Source organism: Streptomyces sp. NPDC059957, from assembly GCF_042730015.1.
GTDB lineage: Bacteria > Actinomycetota > Actinomycetes > Streptomycetales > Streptomycetaceae > Streptomyces.
Genome location: NZ_JBHWMB010000022.1, coordinates 91,263 through 105,007, shown reverse-complemented (window position 1 = coordinate 105,007; position 13,745 = coordinate 91,263). Strand labels below are relative to the sequence as shown.

Below are 13,745 nucleotides of genomic sequence, written 5' to 3'. Positions count from 1 at the left end.
GCCCCGGCAACGCAAAGCGGCAGGCCCCGATCCGCTGCGCACCACGCACGCGCCCGCCCGAGCAGGCCGTTGACCGACCGCCTTCACACGGCTTGTGGTGGCCCCGACACCAGGTTCACGGTGTCGTGCGGGAGTTGGGGAGGGTGAGTCGCGTGGCAGGGGCGGCCGGCGGGAGTGCGATGGGGCGGGCGCCGTCGTGGTCGTGCTCGACATCCGCGAGCGGGCGGGTGCGTTCGGCCGCGCGGGCCATCCACGGCAGGATCCGGAACGACGGCGGAGCCGGCATCCGCCGAAGCCCCGGGGCTTGCGGTGGAGGTAGTACACGGCCGACAGGGCCGTGCTCACGTCGCGGACCCGTGAGGCGTCCGTGTGCATGCCGTAGTGGCCCCTTCCCCGGCGCGGAAGTCCGGCTCCCGGGAGATCGCGTAGCTCAGCAGGCGGGCGGCGCGGCCGGCGCCGAGGAAGTTCTCCAGACGGCAGACCGGGGCCGGTACCACCGGGGTCGTGGACCACCGGTCGGAGGGAGGCAGGTCGCGGGTGCTGATCTCCGTCGGCGTGGCCGGTTCCTTCGCGTATCCACTCATGGCCCGGAACCGTAAACGGAGCCGGCCGGGCCACCGAAGGGGCACATGGGGGCGCACAGGAGTACACCGCGCGGCCCGGACCTCGGAGGAGGCCGATCCGCGTGCGCGTGTGGCGCCGCGAGTGGACTCAGGGAAGGAACGTCACTGCCGGGAAGGCCGGGGACGGCCCGTCGAGCAGGTGCCCCGGACGGTGGCGCAGGTGCTCGTCGAAGAACGCGAGCGGGTAGGCCTGCTGGATCCTCACCGCCTGGTCCGGATCGAGGGTGCCGATCACGTCCTGGAGCTGCTGCGCGCTCCATCCGTACAGCTTCGCCACCTGTGGGAACAGTGCCTCGTTGTCGCCGTAGGAGATGTGGGCGGCTCCCTCGGCTCGGATGTCCAGCCGCCGGCCCCGCAGGTGCGACCAGAATGCGGCGACCGCGGGATCGGTGGCCCGGCTGAACTCGGCGGACATCAACATGAACGGCCGGTCCAGGTCCCCGGCGAGCGGCGGGTTCATCTGCATCGGGCCGTCGAGGCTCAGCCCGGCCCGGATCCGCGCGTCCGCGAGCGTGGCGCACGCGGTGGCCGTCCCGCCCTTCGACCAGCCGAACGCGCCCGTGCGCCGCGGGTCGAGTGAGCCGAGCAGCCCGGCCGGCAGCCTCTTGCGGTCGACGTCCGGATTGCGTCCTGCAGCGATCTGCTCGATGCAGTCGAGTACGAAGCGCAGGTCTGCGGCGAAGTCCCCCGGCCGCGTCGGCGCCTCCCTGTCCTGGAGCGGGACGGCGACCCTGCCGTCGGGGAACTCGGTGTAGGTGTCGTACTGGTGCGCGATCGTCACGACCGCGTATCCGTGACTGGCGAGCTCCTGGACCACGACGGTGTGGTCGCCCTGGTGGCTGTGCGCGCCGTGCGAGAACACGACCACGGGCAGCCGCCGGTCCGACCTGCGTACCGGAGCGCCCACGTGACCGGCGGTCAGCGGCCCCAGGGAGGCCAGGTCGCCGAACCCGGCGTCCTCGACGAACGCCCGGAACGCCCCGGCCGGCATCCAGGGCGCCACCGGGTACCGCCGGATGTCCCGGGCGGGGTACCAAACGGTGGCCATCAGCTCACGGAAGTGCCCGGGCCCCGCGATGGCGTCCGGACGTGAGCGGTCGACGAGGTGCACCTGGACCGTGCCCACCGGATGCGGACCGGTCGGCGCGGGCAGTGTGAGCCGCGTCGAGGCGTGGGCGGCCGCGGCCGGGGCGGCCCACGCGGGGCCGGTGGCGGCCAGCGGTACGGCGGCGCCGACGGCCAGCGCGGCTCCCAGCATGCGGCGGCGCGTCATGCGCTCGCGGCCGACGAACGGTGTGGTGATCATGAGTCTCTCCCCCGGTGGTGAGGCATCGTCAACTGTGCCGATACGGCTGGTCCGTGGGCACAGGAGAACGCTGTCACGCGCCTTCCCGCACGGCATCGGCCCACCGATTGACAGCTCGCGAGGGCATAGGCCGACGGGTTTACACCCCGGGGCCGATGCGGTGGGCCATGCCGTCCGGTAGCCGGTCCCGCAGGCAGGCTTCGCCCGACCGCCACCGCCACCGCCACCACCGCCGCTGCCGCTGCCGCTGCCACCAACAGCGCCGCGCGAGCCCTCGTCCGTTCAGCTCCAGACGATGCCGGGCGGGCGCACCGCGGCGCACACGGGCATCCCGCAGCGGTCCGTCAGGCGTAGCTCCGCTTCGGCGACGCCCCGTTCGACGACCTGTGGCGGGAGGTCGTCGAGCATCAGCTTGGCGCGGCGGAACATCGTGAACGCCCCACCGTGCCGCAGTTCTCCCCACGTCAGGTACAGGAACCGGCCCCCACGTCGTCCGTGGACGTGAGGCCCGCGAAAGTCCAGGACCCCGTCCGGCGTCGCGACCACCTCCACGGTGAACTCCCAGATCGCCTCCGCGGCGTCCCCGGAAACAGCCCCCTCGGGGTCGCGCCCGCGCTGCACGGCTACATGGACGTCCCGGTATCCGCCGCATTCACGCCCCGGGAGATCGCGGCCGACGATGCGAAGCGAGAGTGATGGCATACGCACCACCCTGCCACGCGCCCTCCCGACTCCTCGGCCTGGCGCACCAACAGGAATCGACCCGCGAGGCCAGGATCCCCTCCCCTACGGGGCGTTCGGCACCGCGCCGTCCTCCAGTTCGGCGGTTCCTCACGGGTCGTGACCAAGGGAATTCGACAGGTAGTAATTAGGTGAATCCTTGACTGAATTCCCGTCAACAGCACCCCACTTGTTATCTCGATTGGATAACGACTACCCCCGATAAGGCCTGGACCAATACTGCATGACGCGCGTAACTCCCCTTGTTTTATTGCCTATTGAGTGTTCATCAGATCCGACAGATAGGTAACGGAACGATTTCTCGAACCGCACTCCTCTTTGTCCGAATTCTCCGCCGCATTCGTCTGGCAGGCTTCCGCGCACCCACTCATCCGACGTTCACTTGAGGTGCCCATGCCAGGACGAAGCAGACGGCGCGAACACCGCCGCAAGCCGCGGCGGTTGATGCTCCTCACCGCCGCCATGGCCTCGGCGGCGGTGCTCGCCGCCGGCATCGCCTACTCCGGACTGGGCGAGGATGCCCAGGCCGTGTCCGTACAAGCCGGTACGGGGGCCGCCGCACCGGCCGCCGCGCCCGCCCGGGACCAGGAGCCCGAACCCCTCGCGGCCGCGCCCGCCAACGAGAGCGCGCGCGGCATGGTCTACGACGGCCTCGCCCCCGCCCCCAAGGGCGACCGGTGTGCCGGCGTCTACCGGACCGGCGCGGGTCTGTGCACCCACGGCCCCGACGCCCCGCCCAAGGGCGTCGACATAACGAAGGACATCGCGCCCGCCGTCAAGGCCTCGGCACCGGCGGCCGACCCGACCCGACCCGCCGCCGACGACCCGGCGGCCGGCGTGGGCGGCGGGCGTCCTCAGGACGCGCCCGCGGCCGACGCCGACCGCGCGGCCGACAAGTCCGCCGCGCCCGCGCCCTCCGGCGCCGGCCAGGCGGTCGCCGCCGTCGCCGCCGGACCCGCGGGCCAGACCGTCCAGTGCGACGGAGACGGCAGCACGGGCAACCGGGTCCAGGTCGTGTACGTCCACGGTCCCGGCCGTGACCGCTACTCCGAGTACGTGGCCTCGTTCCGCAAATGGGCGGCCGACGCCGACCTCATCTACTCCGCCAGCGCCCAGGAGACCGGAGGCGTCCGGCACATCCGCTACGTGACGGCCGCCGACTGCACCCCGACCGTGCTCAACGTCGAGCTCCCGGACTCCGCGCTCGCGGAGTTCAGCGCGACCAACGCCGCGCTCGCCGGCAAGGGGCTCGACCGTCGCGACCGCAAGTACATGATCTTCGCGGACACCAAGGTCTACTGCGGCATAGGAACCTTCAACGGCGACGAGCGGCCCGGCCAGGCCAACATCAGCAACTTCGGTCCCTCGTACGGACGTACGGACTCCGGCTGCTGGGGCGGCCACACCGCGGCGCACGAACTCGGCCACAACCTGGGCGCGGTCAACAACAGCGCCCCGAACACCAGCCGCGGCGCGCACTGCACCGACGAGTTCGACGTCATGTGCTACTCGGACACCCCGTACTACCCGCAGATGCGCAACATCTGCACCAACCAGGCCTCCGAGAACATCTTGGACTGCAACCACGACGACTACTTCCACACCAGCCCCAAGGCCGGCAGTTACCTGGCCACGCACTGGAACATCGCCGACAACCAGTTCCTGATGAAGAACAAGGGCGGCGGCACCGACCCCGGTCCGAACCCGAGCCCGAGCCCCTCTCCGACCAAGAAGCCGACGCCCAGCCCGACCAAGAAGCCCACGGGCGGACCGGCCGTGACCGTCGGCCAGATCCAGGCAGACTCCGCCGTCGTGAGCTGGCCCAAGGTCGAGGGAGCAGCCTGGTACCAGGTCCTGCTGAACGGCAAGCACCTGGGCTGGGTCCAGTCCCCGGTGCTGCGCGTCTACAACCTCCGGCCCGACACCTCGTACACGGTCGCCGTCTCCGTCCGCGACAGCGCCGGCCGGGACAGCGGAGCCGGCAAGGCCGCGTCCTTCCGTACGAAGGGCACGGGCGGCGGCGCAACGACCCCGGGAACCCGGTACCTGCTCGGGAACGGCAGCACCGGCATGGCCGCCGAGGTGTGGGGCGGGCGCGGCGCCGACGGCACCGTGCTCGTCGGGGCGCGCTCCAACGGGTACGCGCAGCAGCAGTGGTACTTCGACGACGCGGGCAGCGGACTCGTCCGCATCCGCTCCGCGGTCTCCGGCAAGTGCCTGCAGCCGGGCGGTACTCCCGCCGCGGGCATGTGGGTCGCGCAGCAGCCCTGCGGGCGCGCCGGTGCGCAGAGCTGGAAGCTGACCGCTCGTGGTGGTGGGGTGAGCGTCACCGACCCGAGCGGCGGCTTCGCCCTGACCGTGAGCAGCCGCCCCTACTACGGGAACTGGCTGCTCGACCTCCAGCGCGCGGACGGCCGGGCTCCCCAGGTCTGGACCGTGCAGAAGGTCGGCTGACCCCGACAGCCTCCTGAAGTTCCCTCCGGCGGACGGCCGCGTCGCGCGGCCGTCCGCCGGCCCCTCACCCCACCGGGAGCACGCCACGATGCGCATACGAATCGCTTTCCAGGCCGTCCTGACCGCCGTCGGCCTGATGCTGCTGTCCCCTGCCGTGGCGCACGCACACGGCGACACCGTGAAGGTGGTGGTCACGGGGCAGCGGGAAGGCCACGTCACCGCGGACGTCACCTGGGAGAACGACGGCGACGCCGTCGAGGAGGCGGTCGCCGCCACCGTGAACGCGGTCAGCGCCGACGGCGCCCGCACGCTGGGGCCCTGGCGGCTGGTGCGCGATCCCGCCGCGACGCCGGCCGGCTGGACCACGGCCGAATCCCTGCCGCCCGGTGCCTGGAAGGTCAGCGTGGACGTGGGCTTCCCCGCCCTCGGGCACGGCGAACTCGAAGTCGGCGTACCGGTGGTGGACCCGGCCCCGACGACCGGCACCCCGGGTCCCCGCCCCGCCGACCCTTCGCCCGCGCCGACCGGGACGCGGGCGCAGACCCCGACGCCGACGCCGACGCCGACACCTGCGACGGTCTCCGGCACCCCGGCGGAGCCCGGCACGGGTCCCGCCGTCTGGTGGACAACGGCGGGAGTGGCGACAACGGCCCTGGCCGGGGCGGCCGTCGGCATCTTCCTGCGCCGCAGGCGGGCCCGCGGCTAGACCGTTCGACGAGCCGGTCAACGGGATGGACCCGGAAGGCGTGCTCTGGATGCTGATGCGCAGGCTCGGATCAGGTGCGCCGGACCTCGGCCAGACGGCGGGTGGTGTCAGACCGAACCGCGAGATGACCTCGGGCAGCCAGGTCGGCCGTCCGAACTCGAGCCCGTACTTGGCGGCGAGCACCGGCACTGCGTCCTGGGTCGGCGGTGGCCCGTCGGCGAGCATCTCGGCCAGCTCGCGGAAGAAGTGCTCGAATCCGGCCGGACTGATGATCTCGATCATCCGGGCCGGGACGGGGCCGGCGTTCCACATCGCGTGGAGCTCCCCGCGCGGCTTGGTGATGTAGCCGCCGGGTCCCAGTACGGTTTCGCGATCGCCGGAGCGGAAACCGATCTCGCCCTCGGTGACGATCGAGTTCGAGGCCTGCTCGGGACACTGGCTGTCACAGCAGGAGCTGCCCCGACCCCAAGAGTGGGGCGCGATCGAGAACCCCGTCGAGCGGCTGTCGAGCGGGCTTGCCGACCTCTACCGCTTCTACCGCGCGGGCGAGCAGATGCCGGCGCTGGTCATCCGCGACGCGCACTCCGTGCCCGAGCCGATCCGCGAGGCCAGAGCGGAGAGGACCCGGCAGTACGTCGAGGTGCTGGCCGATGCCTGGCCGGAGGCCCGCGACCCGGTCCTGCGTGCGGTGATCGGACACGCCGCGGCGTTCTCCTCGTGGCGTCCTCTGTGCCGGGAGCAAGGGCTCACGGACGGGGAGGCGGTCCAGGTCATGGGCACGCTGACGGAAGCGGTCGGCGCAGGTCCTGAGATCCGAGGACGTTCCGAGGCACCGGGCCCGTGACGGTACGGCTGTCGTCGCGTCCCGGCAGTGGAATCCGGTTCGTGTCGCGGATCGCGCAACGACGTGCCGGGCCGACCGCGAACGCTCACCCCGGCTCCCCGTCTGCATGCTCAGACCCGGCGCCAACAGGCCATGGCCCAGGAGAACAGCCCGAACAGCACGAGCCCGGCGGCGACCACCATGAGCAGCCACGGGCCCGCGGGGGTCTGGGTGAACGCACGGAGGGTGTCGTCGACCCCCTTCGCCTTCGCCGGGTCGTAGCTCACGGCGGCGTGCACGGCGAAAGCACCGGCCGCGGCGAAGACGGCGCCGCGCGCCACACCGCCCACCACCCCGAGGATCTCGACCGCCCTGCGGACCCCCTCGGGCTGCCGGTCCATCGCCAAGTGCTTGCGGAAGGTACGCCGCGCCGCCTGTACGGCGATCACGACGCCGCCGATGGCGATCCCCGCGCCCGCTGCCCCCACCCACCACGGACCACCGGGCACATCGAGCACCCGGGCCGTCACATCGCGCGACTGCTCGTCACCGGACTGGCCGCCACCGCCGGTGCCGGCGGCGAAGGAGAGTACGGAGAACGCGACGACGCCGTAGAACACGGCCCGGGCCGCCGCGGCCAGTCGCTTGCCGGGCTTGTCCCCGTCGGGGCCGGCCGCGCCCAGCACCGCCTCCGAAAGCCGCCACAGCGTCATGCAGACCAGGCCGATGCCGACGGCCCATACGAGGACACCGCCGAAGGGCTTCTCCGCGAGCTCCTGCAGTGCGCCCGTCCGGTCCGCCGACTCACCACCGCTCACACCGAAGGCCACGCGCACCGCGAGTACACCGATGAGCACGTAGAGCAGCCCACGCGTCACCAGGCCGCACCGGGCCAGCACCCCCCGCGCCCTGCCGCCGCTCGACGCGGTCTCCACACCCTCGCGTACCGCTCCACCAGCCGTCATGCTCCGCGAATACCCTGCATTCCCCTCTCCATGCCCGGCCCGGCAGGCCACGGGCACGGTGCGCGGTCCGGAGCTGCCGGTACCCCGCACCATTTCCCGTAGGGCTGATCGAAGCCGCAGGAGCAGCGCGGGAGTTGCCGAGTCCGGCCGTGTCTCACCCTCGTGAGCCGCGCCCCTGGGGGCCAGGGACACGCAGGCGTCGGGACGTTCCATAGGGTGAGCCCATGTCTGACACGCTGAGTTCGAGTAAAACCGCGTCCGCGCTACGGGCGTCCGCACGGGTCAGTGCCGAGTTGTTGCTGGTCATCGTCATGGCCGCCGTGACGTTGTGGCTCCTGGGGCGGATGTGGTCGGTGCTCTGGCCGCTGGTCGTCGCCCTGTTGCTCACCACACTGACCTGGCCCCTGGTCGCTTACCTGCGCCGACGCGGGTGGCCTCCCGCCGTGGCCGCTTCCCTGGTGACCGTACTGTTCCTCGTGGTCGCCGCAGGTGTCGTGGCGCTGATCGCCGTACCGGTGGCATCGCAGGCCGGCGAGCTGGGCGACGGCGTGGTCAAGGGGATCCAGCAGCTGCGCGGGTGGGCTGCCGGGCCGCCGCTGAACATCGGAGACGCCCAGATCACGGCGGCGTTCGACAGCGCGGTCGACAAGGTCCAGCACAGCGTCGGCACGACGGTGTCCACGGTCGTCACCGGCGTGAGCACCATCTTCAGCGGTCTGGTCACCGCCGTCCTGGCACTCTTCCTGATGTTCTTCTTCCTCAAGGACGGCCCGCGGTTCCTGCCGTGGCTCACCCGGCAACTCCCCGGCCGGCTCGCCACCGACGTCCCCGTCGTCGCGGAGCGCGGCTGGGAGACCCTCGGTTCGTTCGTGCGCTCCCAGGCGTTCGTCGGTCTGCTCGACGCCGTCTTCATCGGGCTGGGGCTGTGGATCGTCGGTGTTCCCCTGGTGCTGCCCCTGGCGGTACTGACCTTCGTGTCCGCGTTCGTGCCGATCGTGGGTGCCCTGTTCGCCGGCCTGGTCGCGGTGCTCATCGCGCTGGTCTCGAACGGCCTGACGGACGCGCTGATCGTGCTGGTGATCATCATCGTGGTGCAGCAGCTGGAGGGCAACGTCTTCCAGCCCATGATCCAGAGCCGCGGTCTCGGGCTCCACGCGGCGGTGGTGCTGCTGGCGGTGACCCTGGGAGGCAGTCTCGCCGGAGTGGTCGGCAGCCTGCTGGCGGTACCGGCGGCGGCACTGATCGCGGTCGTGTGGCGGTACCTGCGCGAGCAGCTCGTCGAGCCCGCGGCCGAACCGGGATCCGGCACGCAACCCGGCACGGGCTGAACACGGCCCTGTGGATCCGTACGGCCACCCGCACAGCGGTGGCGACGTGCACGCCGGCGAAGGCGGACGGATACCGGCCGCGCCGCCCGCCTTCACTCGTCGTACGTCGGCTGCGAAGCGGCCGGATCAGCGGGCGGCGCCGAAGTCCTGCGTCCAGTACTGACCGGGCTGTGCGAGGCCGATGCCGATCTCCTTGACGTCGCAGTCGAGGATGTTCCGCTTGTGACCCGGGCTGTTCATCCAGCCCTCCATGACCTGGGCGGCGGTGGGGTAGCCGTACGCGACGTTCTCCGCGTACGTACTCCACTGGTACCCGGCACGGGTGATCCGCTGACCCGGGTCGGATCCGTCGGAGCCGGTGTGGGACATGTTGGAGTGGGCCGCCATGTCCTCACTGTGGTCCTGCGCGGCCTTCGTGAGCTTCTCGTTGACGGTCAACGCGGGGCACCCGACCGTGGCGCGCTCCTTGTTGACGAGCGCGAGGACCTCGGCCGGTGCACCGGAGGGTGCCGCGGAGTCCGAGGGCGAGGGCGTCCCGGCCTGCTCGGCGGGCGGCTGGACGACCGGCTGCTCGACGATCTCGGCGGGGCCGCCGACCTGAACCGGGACCTCCGCGGGCTGCTGCGCGCCAGGGTCGCCGTAGGGGTTGGTGTAGGGGTCGGTATAGGGCTCGCCCTGGGAGTCTGGGTACCCGGGACGGCTGTCCTGCTCGGCGGCGACGGACCGCATCGGGCCGGCCTCCTGTGGGTCGAGGCAGGCCATGGCCGTGGTGGGTACGGCCACGAGTGCCAGTGCCCCGATGGCGACGGATATCTTCCTGTGGTGCGTCTTCCTACGGTGCTTCTTCATGCGGGACCTCACTCGGTGATCGCGAAGCTCCCGGCGCCGGACCGCGAAGGCGCCGGAGGAATCGCCATTCTTAGAAGCCCGCCGACGGCCTGGCAAGCCGCCGCCGCTCAGCCGCGCAGGACCTTCGGGAGGCGGCTTGAAACGGCCGCAAGATCGTGCATCCCGCGTCGCGGCCAGGGCCGCACCCGCCTGGCCCGCCGACAGAACCCACCCCCGTCAGCCGTGTTGAAGACGAGGAAACAGGAACGTCGACTTCCGTTTCTGGCGGAGTACGGCATGTCACCGCCAAACAGGTACATACGGCGAAATGTCCATGCCAGAGGATCACCGCGGAGGCCGCCATGGCAGCACGCCGACAGTGACGCATGTCACGCCTCGGAGGGGGAACCGGACGGCGTTCCCGTCTTGGTTCGCCGCGCCCGTCGAGCGGGTGGGCGCGGCTCTACGGGGTGGCGAGCTTCGGAAAGGTGAAGGTGTAGCCCTGCCCCTTGAGCCACGGCAGGTACTCCTTGAGCGCTGCGACCGTCTCGCTGCGGTCGCCGCCCCCGTCGTGGAAGAGGACCGTCGGCTGCGCGGGCAGGTTTCCCTCCACGGCGGCGACGATCGCCGGCAGGCCCGGCCTGCTCCAGTCCTTGGGGTCCACGCTCCAGCCCAGCGGCCGCATCCCGCTCGCGGCAGCTATCGCCCGGCTGTCGGGGGTGAAGGCGCCACCGGGAGCCCGGTAGTAGCGGACGGCCACCCCCGGCGCGGCCCGCTCGATCATGGACTTGCCGTCGAGGATCTGCTGCCGTTGGTACGCGACGGGCTTGTGGTCCATGGTCACGTCGTGGTCGACGGAGTGGTCGCAGAGGCTGTGCCCCGCGGCCGCGACGGAGCGCACCAGATCCGGATACTGCTGGGCGCTGGTACCGATCATGCAGAAGGTGGCCTTGACGTGGTTCTCCCGCAGCACCTCGAGGACCTGGGGCGTCCAGCGCGGGTCCGGACCGTCGTCGATGGTGATGGCGATGTCGCGACCCGGGCCCTGCGCCAGCCGGGAGATGCCCAGCGGCACCTGAGCCGGGCCGTAGGCGCTTACGGCGGATGACCGGCCCGCCACTGAGGGCCCGGCCGGCCCGCCGGCCGGGGCCGCCTGGCCGCCCGGGGCCGCGAAGGCCGGTGCACCGGCGGCCGCCAACAGGACGAGGACGGCAGCAGCCGCCACAGCGGATCCCGCCCGGAGACGGCTTGCAGAACTGCTGGCGATGCCCATGGAGGCACTCTTCCTTCGGACTCGGCCCCCCGGTCTCCCACTGCTGCCGGTCCAGGCTAGGCCGTACGCCCCGGCGCCGTCCTCCCCCGATCGGCCCATCCGCAGACCCGGCGCGGACGGGATGTTCGGCCCCCGCCCGCCCCCGCTCCGGAGCCGGGGCTGTTCCGAGCCGCCATGAGACACGGGTGGGTTCCTACGGCCCCGCTGGTACGTCGGCCTCAATCCCCCTGGGCTGCAGCAGCGGCCTGAGGGGCGCGGCGGTCTACTCGGCCGTCTCCTCGGGAGAACGACGGGTGATCTTCTTACCCGCTTCCGTCTCCACCAAGGTCACCGCACCGATCCAGTTGCCGTCGTCCGGGTACTCCCAGCTGGATGCGTCTTCCAGGACCGCCGGAAGCTGATCACGAGACACCAACTCCCCGGGCTGGAAGCCCTCTTCTCCTGACGGGGACGTCCATGGCGCGACTCGACGAACCTCGATCCATCCACGATCGATGAGAGTGAGCAAGATCCGTGCCAGCTCCTTCACGGGCCGGGCTTGATCTACATCGTCGAGATCTCCCCGGACACCGGCCAGGATGTCGATCTCGTACGAATTGACCATGAACGCTTCCTCGGACGTGGTCAACGCCTGCCACTCGTGCTCGCTCATTCACCGATCATCGCAGGCCACCTCGTCGGGAACGATTCGGATACCGGCCTTCCACGGCGGCGCGTCAGTGCCGCGCGAGTGGCCGGTGGCGGCGTCCGGATGGCCTGGTCGGCCCACGGGTCAGGGGTTCCGTCCGTCCCCGGACTGGGCGGGAACGCCATCGCCGCTACGCCGAGCACGCCGACCCACGGCCATGGATCGGTCCGAACGGTGTCGAGGAGGCCCGGCCAACGACTATGTGACGTAGCGGCGTTGGCCGCGAGTGAGGCAAGTACAGCCACTGCGGCCGTCAACGCCGCTGCCAGACACAACGCCACCGCCTTCACCACGCGCCACCCCCTCCTGGGCGCGGATGCTACCCGGTCTCCCCAACTGCCACCCCCAGGTGCGCAAGGGAGGAGGGCGATGCGGCTTGCTCCCCCAGCGGTAGCTGGGGAGGGACCGGGCTCGACCGGCAAGATCTGCGAGAGACCGCCACCGGCCGAGATCCGGAGCCGGCTGCGGGCTACGCTCGTGGAGTTGTCACACATGAACGAAGGACGCACATGGCTCGCCCCTACGACCCCGGACCGAGGCAGTTCGTCTTCGCCATCGGTGATGGAAACGACCGACAGGTCTCCGTGGGCGACCCTCAGGAAGCCTACGTAGCGTTCTCCGCGTTCTTCCGTGGTCGAGATTCCGACACCTACACCATCAAGGACGAACCGTCGGGGCAGAGTTTGGTACTCATGCCCGGGCAAGGTGTGATCTCCCGGATCCGGGGTGCGGACCAAACTCGGGCGGAATACCTCCAGGTCGACAGGGGCAATCGCTACCTTCCGAGCGCGATGCTGTTCTTCGAGAACGGATATGCCGGCCTCGACCGCTTCGGCCAGTGGTTCTCCGACCTCTCCGACCTCGACGCGTCACCGGAGTCTCGCGGTGCCGCCCGCGCCGCCACGATCACGACGGAAGCAGCGGCCATCGAAGAAGTCGCTCGGATCTGGGCAGATTCGGGCTACGTGGACCCGAGCGACCAGTACTACGTCTTCTTCGACTCGCACGGTGTCGACGATGACCGAGCCGAACGAGCCGAGCTGCTCAAGTTGATCGAGTTCCTCGGCATCGAACGGGTCGACACCCCGACCGGGGCCGCAGGGGGCGAAGTCCGGGTTCGCACCGACTCACGCCTCGACATCGAGTTCGCACGGTGGTCCTGAACAGCCGGTGCGCGGTCGGGCTGCACCATCGCCGTGATGCCGGCCGGTGCCCGCTCCGGGAAGGACTGAGTCCATGAAAGACATCGTTTTCACGCGCAACAGCGGCTGGATCCCGAACGTGATCCGCGAGGACGGCGAGCTGCGGATCCGGAGTACCGGGTCGAGTACGGCCTGGTCGACGGGATCGGCGGCTACCGGAGCCTGGTGAGCGCCTTCGTCCGCGGCGGCTGCGCCGCACTCGAACAGCACGGTCCGTGGATGTCGGACGTTGCCGAGTTCGAGCGGGCGCGTCGACGGCGCGCCGCCCGGTAGTCCCGGCGGGAGCCCGCGCACGCGCCGCCGGGGCTCCGCCCGATCCGCCGGGGTCCGGGAGAACAGCCCGAACAGCACGAGCCCGGCGGCGGCCTGCAGCGCCGTGGTCCTACTCGACTCCCGCCTGATGGCCCGCCATCAGATCGCGAAAGGGCCCCATCGGCGAGAGCGGCGACTGCAGTTTCCGGGCGCGGAGCACCAGCTCCAGGGCGAAGCGCTGATCGTGGTCGTCCAGCGCGTCGCCCCACAATTCCCTCAGCTGACGCATCCGGTAGCGGACCGTCTGGGGGTGGACGCCGATCCGCGCCGCCACCTCCGCCGCGCCGCCCCGGGTCTGGAGCCAGGCCAGCAGCGTGTCCGCGAGCCGGTCCGCCTGACCCGGCCTGCAGGCAGCCAGTGGTGCGAGGCAGCCTGCGGCCAGGTCGTCGATCAGTTCGGCGGGGGGCAGCAGGAGCAGTGCCGGGGGGGGGTTTGTGTGGGTGGGGGAACCCAAAAGAGGGGGGGGGCCAGCCGACACGAGGGGGGCCCCTCTCCT

At 71.1% G+C, this 13,745-nt stretch carries 14 protein-coding genes and 2 pseudogenes; 7 read left to right on the top strand and 9 right to left on the bottom strand.

Annotated elements, in window-relative coordinates; translation table 11 throughout:
* Positions 1-115: 115 nt before the first annotated feature.
* The 4 genes from ACFWBW_RS17380 to ACFWBW_RS17365 all read right to left on the bottom strand — a co-directional run bounded on the left by ACFWBW_RS17380 (position 116) and on the right by ACFWBW_RS17365 (position 2,631).
* Positions 116-250 (bottom strand): hypothetical protein, encoded by a 135-nt coding sequence (locus ACFWBW_RS17380; RefSeq protein WP_385373280.1) that lies wholly within the window; start codon positions 248-250, stop codon positions 116-118.
* A 91-nt stretch (positions 251-341) separates the two neighbouring features.
* The gene (locus tag ACFWBW_RS17375; protein ID WP_385373278.1) at positions 342-584 is read right to left on the bottom strand and encodes a hypothetical protein; all 243 of its coding nucleotides are present in this window, start codon (positions 582-584) and stop codon (positions 342-344) included.
* A 127-nt stretch (positions 585-711) separates the two neighbouring features.
* Positions 712-1,929, bottom strand: coding sequence for an alpha/beta hydrolase family protein (locus ACFWBW_RS17370; RefSeq protein ID WP_385373276.1), 1,218 nt, complete (start codon positions 1,927-1,929; stop codon positions 712-714).
* 282 nt (positions 1,930-2,211) lie between these two features.
* Positions 2,212-2,631 (bottom strand): DUF5990 family protein, encoded by a 420-nt coding sequence (locus ACFWBW_RS17365; RefSeq protein ID WP_385373274.1) that lies wholly within the window; start codon positions 2,629-2,631, stop codon positions 2,212-2,214.
* A gap of 432 nt (positions 2,632-3,063) precedes the next feature.
* On the opposite strand from ACFWBW_RS17365, the gene ACFWBW_RS17360 reads away from it, so the two are divergent.
* The 3 genes from ACFWBW_RS17360 (at position 3,064) to ACFWBW_RS17350 (ending at position 6,674) form a co-directional block, all read left to right on the top strand.
* Positions 3,064-5,124, top strand: a complete 2,061-nt coding sequence (locus ACFWBW_RS17360; protein ID WP_385373272.1) for an RICIN domain-containing protein — start codon at positions 3,064-3,066, stop codon at positions 5,122-5,124.
* 88 nt (positions 5,125-5,212) lie between these two features.
* Positions 5,213-5,830, top strand: coding sequence for a hypothetical protein (locus ACFWBW_RS17355; protein ID WP_385373270.1), 618 nt, complete (start codon positions 5,213-5,215; stop codon positions 5,828-5,830).
* 403 nt (positions 5,831-6,233) lie between these two features.
* Positions 6,234-6,674 carry a hypothetical protein gene (locus ACFWBW_RS17350; protein WP_385373268.1) on the top strand — a complete coding sequence of 147 codons (441 nt, stop codon included), beginning with the start codon at positions 6,234-6,236 and terminating at the stop codon, positions 6,672-6,674.
* A 110-nt stretch (positions 6,675-6,784) separates the two neighbouring features.
* Here the strand turns inward: ACFWBW_RS17350 and ACFWBW_RS17345 are convergent, their stop codons facing one another.
* Positions 6,785-7,618 carry a DUF1206 domain-containing protein gene (locus ACFWBW_RS17345; protein WP_385373266.1) on the bottom strand — a complete coding sequence of 278 codons (834 nt, stop codon included), beginning with the start codon at positions 7,616-7,618 and terminating at the stop codon, positions 6,785-6,787.
* A gap of 224 nt (positions 7,619-7,842) precedes the next feature.
* On the opposite strand from ACFWBW_RS17345, the gene ACFWBW_RS17340 reads away from it, so the two are divergent.
* Positions 7,843-8,946 (top strand): AI-2E family transporter, encoded by a 1,104-nt coding sequence (locus ACFWBW_RS17340; protein ID WP_385373264.1) that lies wholly within the window; start codon positions 7,843-7,845, stop codon positions 8,944-8,946.
* Between the two features lie 126 nt (positions 8,947-9,072).
* Here ACFWBW_RS17340 and ACFWBW_RS17335 read toward each other — a convergent pair whose 3' ends face one another.
* The 3 genes from ACFWBW_RS17335 to ACFWBW_RS17325 all read right to left on the bottom strand — a co-directional run bounded on the left by ACFWBW_RS17335 (position 9,073) and on the right by ACFWBW_RS17325 (position 11,699).
* Entirely contained in the window at positions 9,073-9,795 is a 723-nt protein-coding gene (locus tag ACFWBW_RS17335) for a CAP domain-containing protein (protein WP_385373262.1), read from the bottom strand.
* Between the two features lie 442 nt (positions 9,796-10,237).
* Positions 10,238-11,047 (bottom strand): polysaccharide deacetylase family protein, encoded by an 810-nt coding sequence (locus tag ACFWBW_RS17330; RefSeq protein ID WP_385373260.1) that lies wholly within the window; start codon positions 11,045-11,047, stop codon positions 10,238-10,240.
* A 262-nt stretch (positions 11,048-11,309) separates the two neighbouring features.
* Positions 11,310-11,699, bottom strand: a complete 390-nt coding sequence (locus ACFWBW_RS17325) for a hypothetical protein (protein WP_385373258.1) — start codon at positions 11,697-11,699, stop codon at positions 11,310-11,312.
* Positions 11,700-12,244: 545 nt separating this feature from the next.
* Here ACFWBW_RS17325 and ACFWBW_RS17320 point away from each other — a divergent pair.
* The 3 genes and pseudogenes from ACFWBW_RS17320 to ACFWBW_RS17310 form a co-directional block, all read left to right on the top strand.
* Positions 12,245-12,898: a hypothetical protein gene (locus ACFWBW_RS17320; RefSeq protein ID WP_385373256.1), complete on the top strand. Its 654-nt coding sequence runs from the start codon at positions 12,245-12,247 to the stop codon at positions 12,896-12,898.
* A 73-nt stretch (positions 12,899-12,971) separates the two neighbouring features.
* Positions 12,972-13,025 (top strand): annotated as a pseudogene (locus tag ACFWBW_RS17315) (hypothetical protein); the annotation flags it as partial.
* Positions 13,026-13,027: 2 nt separating this feature from the next.
* Positions 13,028-13,210: pseudogene (locus tag ACFWBW_RS17310) on the top strand (DUF6357 family protein); the annotation flags it as partial.
* 109 nt (positions 13,211-13,319) lie between these two features.
* On the opposite strand, the gene ACFWBW_RS17305 reads toward ACFWBW_RS17310, so the two are convergent.
* Positions 13,320-13,745: helix-turn-helix domain-containing protein (locus tag ACFWBW_RS17305; protein WP_385373254.1), on the bottom strand; the 426-nt coding region annotated here is incomplete at its 5' end.

What these genes read in the sequence shown, in the direction of transcription:
- ACFWBW_RS17380 (WP_385373280.1), bottom strand. Translation starts at nt 250, where the DNA reads ATGGCCCGCGCGGCCGAACGCACCCGCCCGCTCGCGGATGTCGAGCAC.
- ACFWBW_RS17375 (WP_385373278.1), bottom strand. Translation starts at nt 584, where the DNA reads ATGAGTGGATACGCGAAGGAACCGGCCACGCCGACGGAGATCAGCACC.
- ACFWBW_RS17370 (WP_385373276.1), bottom strand. Translation starts at nt 1,929, where the DNA reads ATGATCACCACACCGTTCGTCGGCCGCGAGCGCATGACGCGCCGCCGC.
- ACFWBW_RS17365 (WP_385373274.1), bottom strand. Translation starts at nt 2,631, where the DNA reads ATGCCATCACTCTCGCTTCGCATCGTCGGCCGCGATCTCCCGGGGCGT.
- ACFWBW_RS17360 (WP_385373272.1), top strand. Translation starts at nt 3,064, where the DNA reads ATGCCAGGACGAAGCAGACGGCGCGAACACCGCCGCAAGCCGCGGCGG.
- ACFWBW_RS17355 (WP_385373270.1), top strand. Translation starts at nt 5,213, where the DNA reads ATGCGCATACGAATCGCTTTCCAGGCCGTCCTGACCGCCGTCGGCCTG.
- ACFWBW_RS17345 (WP_385373266.1), bottom strand. Translation starts at nt 7,618, where the DNA reads ATGACGGCTGGTGGAGCGGTACGCGAGGGTGTGGAGACCGCGTCGAGC.
- ACFWBW_RS17340 (WP_385373264.1), top strand. Translation starts at nt 7,843, where the DNA reads ATGTCTGACACGCTGAGTTCGAGTAAAACCGCGTCCGCGCTACGGGCG.
- ACFWBW_RS17335 (WP_385373262.1), bottom strand. Translation starts at nt 9,795, where the DNA reads ATGAAGAAGCACCGTAGGAAGACGCACCACAGGAAGATATCCGTCGCC.
- ACFWBW_RS17330 (WP_385373260.1), bottom strand. Translation starts at nt 11,047, where the DNA reads ATGGGCATCGCCAGCAGTTCTGCAAGCCGTCTCCGGGCGGGATCCGCT.
- ACFWBW_RS17325 (WP_385373258.1), bottom strand. Translation starts at nt 11,699, where the DNA reads ATGAGCGAGCACGAGTGGCAGGCGTTGACCACGTCCGAGGAAGCGTTC.
- ACFWBW_RS17320 (WP_385373256.1), top strand. Translation starts at nt 12,245, where the DNA reads ATGGCTCGCCCCTACGACCCCGGACCGAGGCAGTTCGTCTTCGCCATC.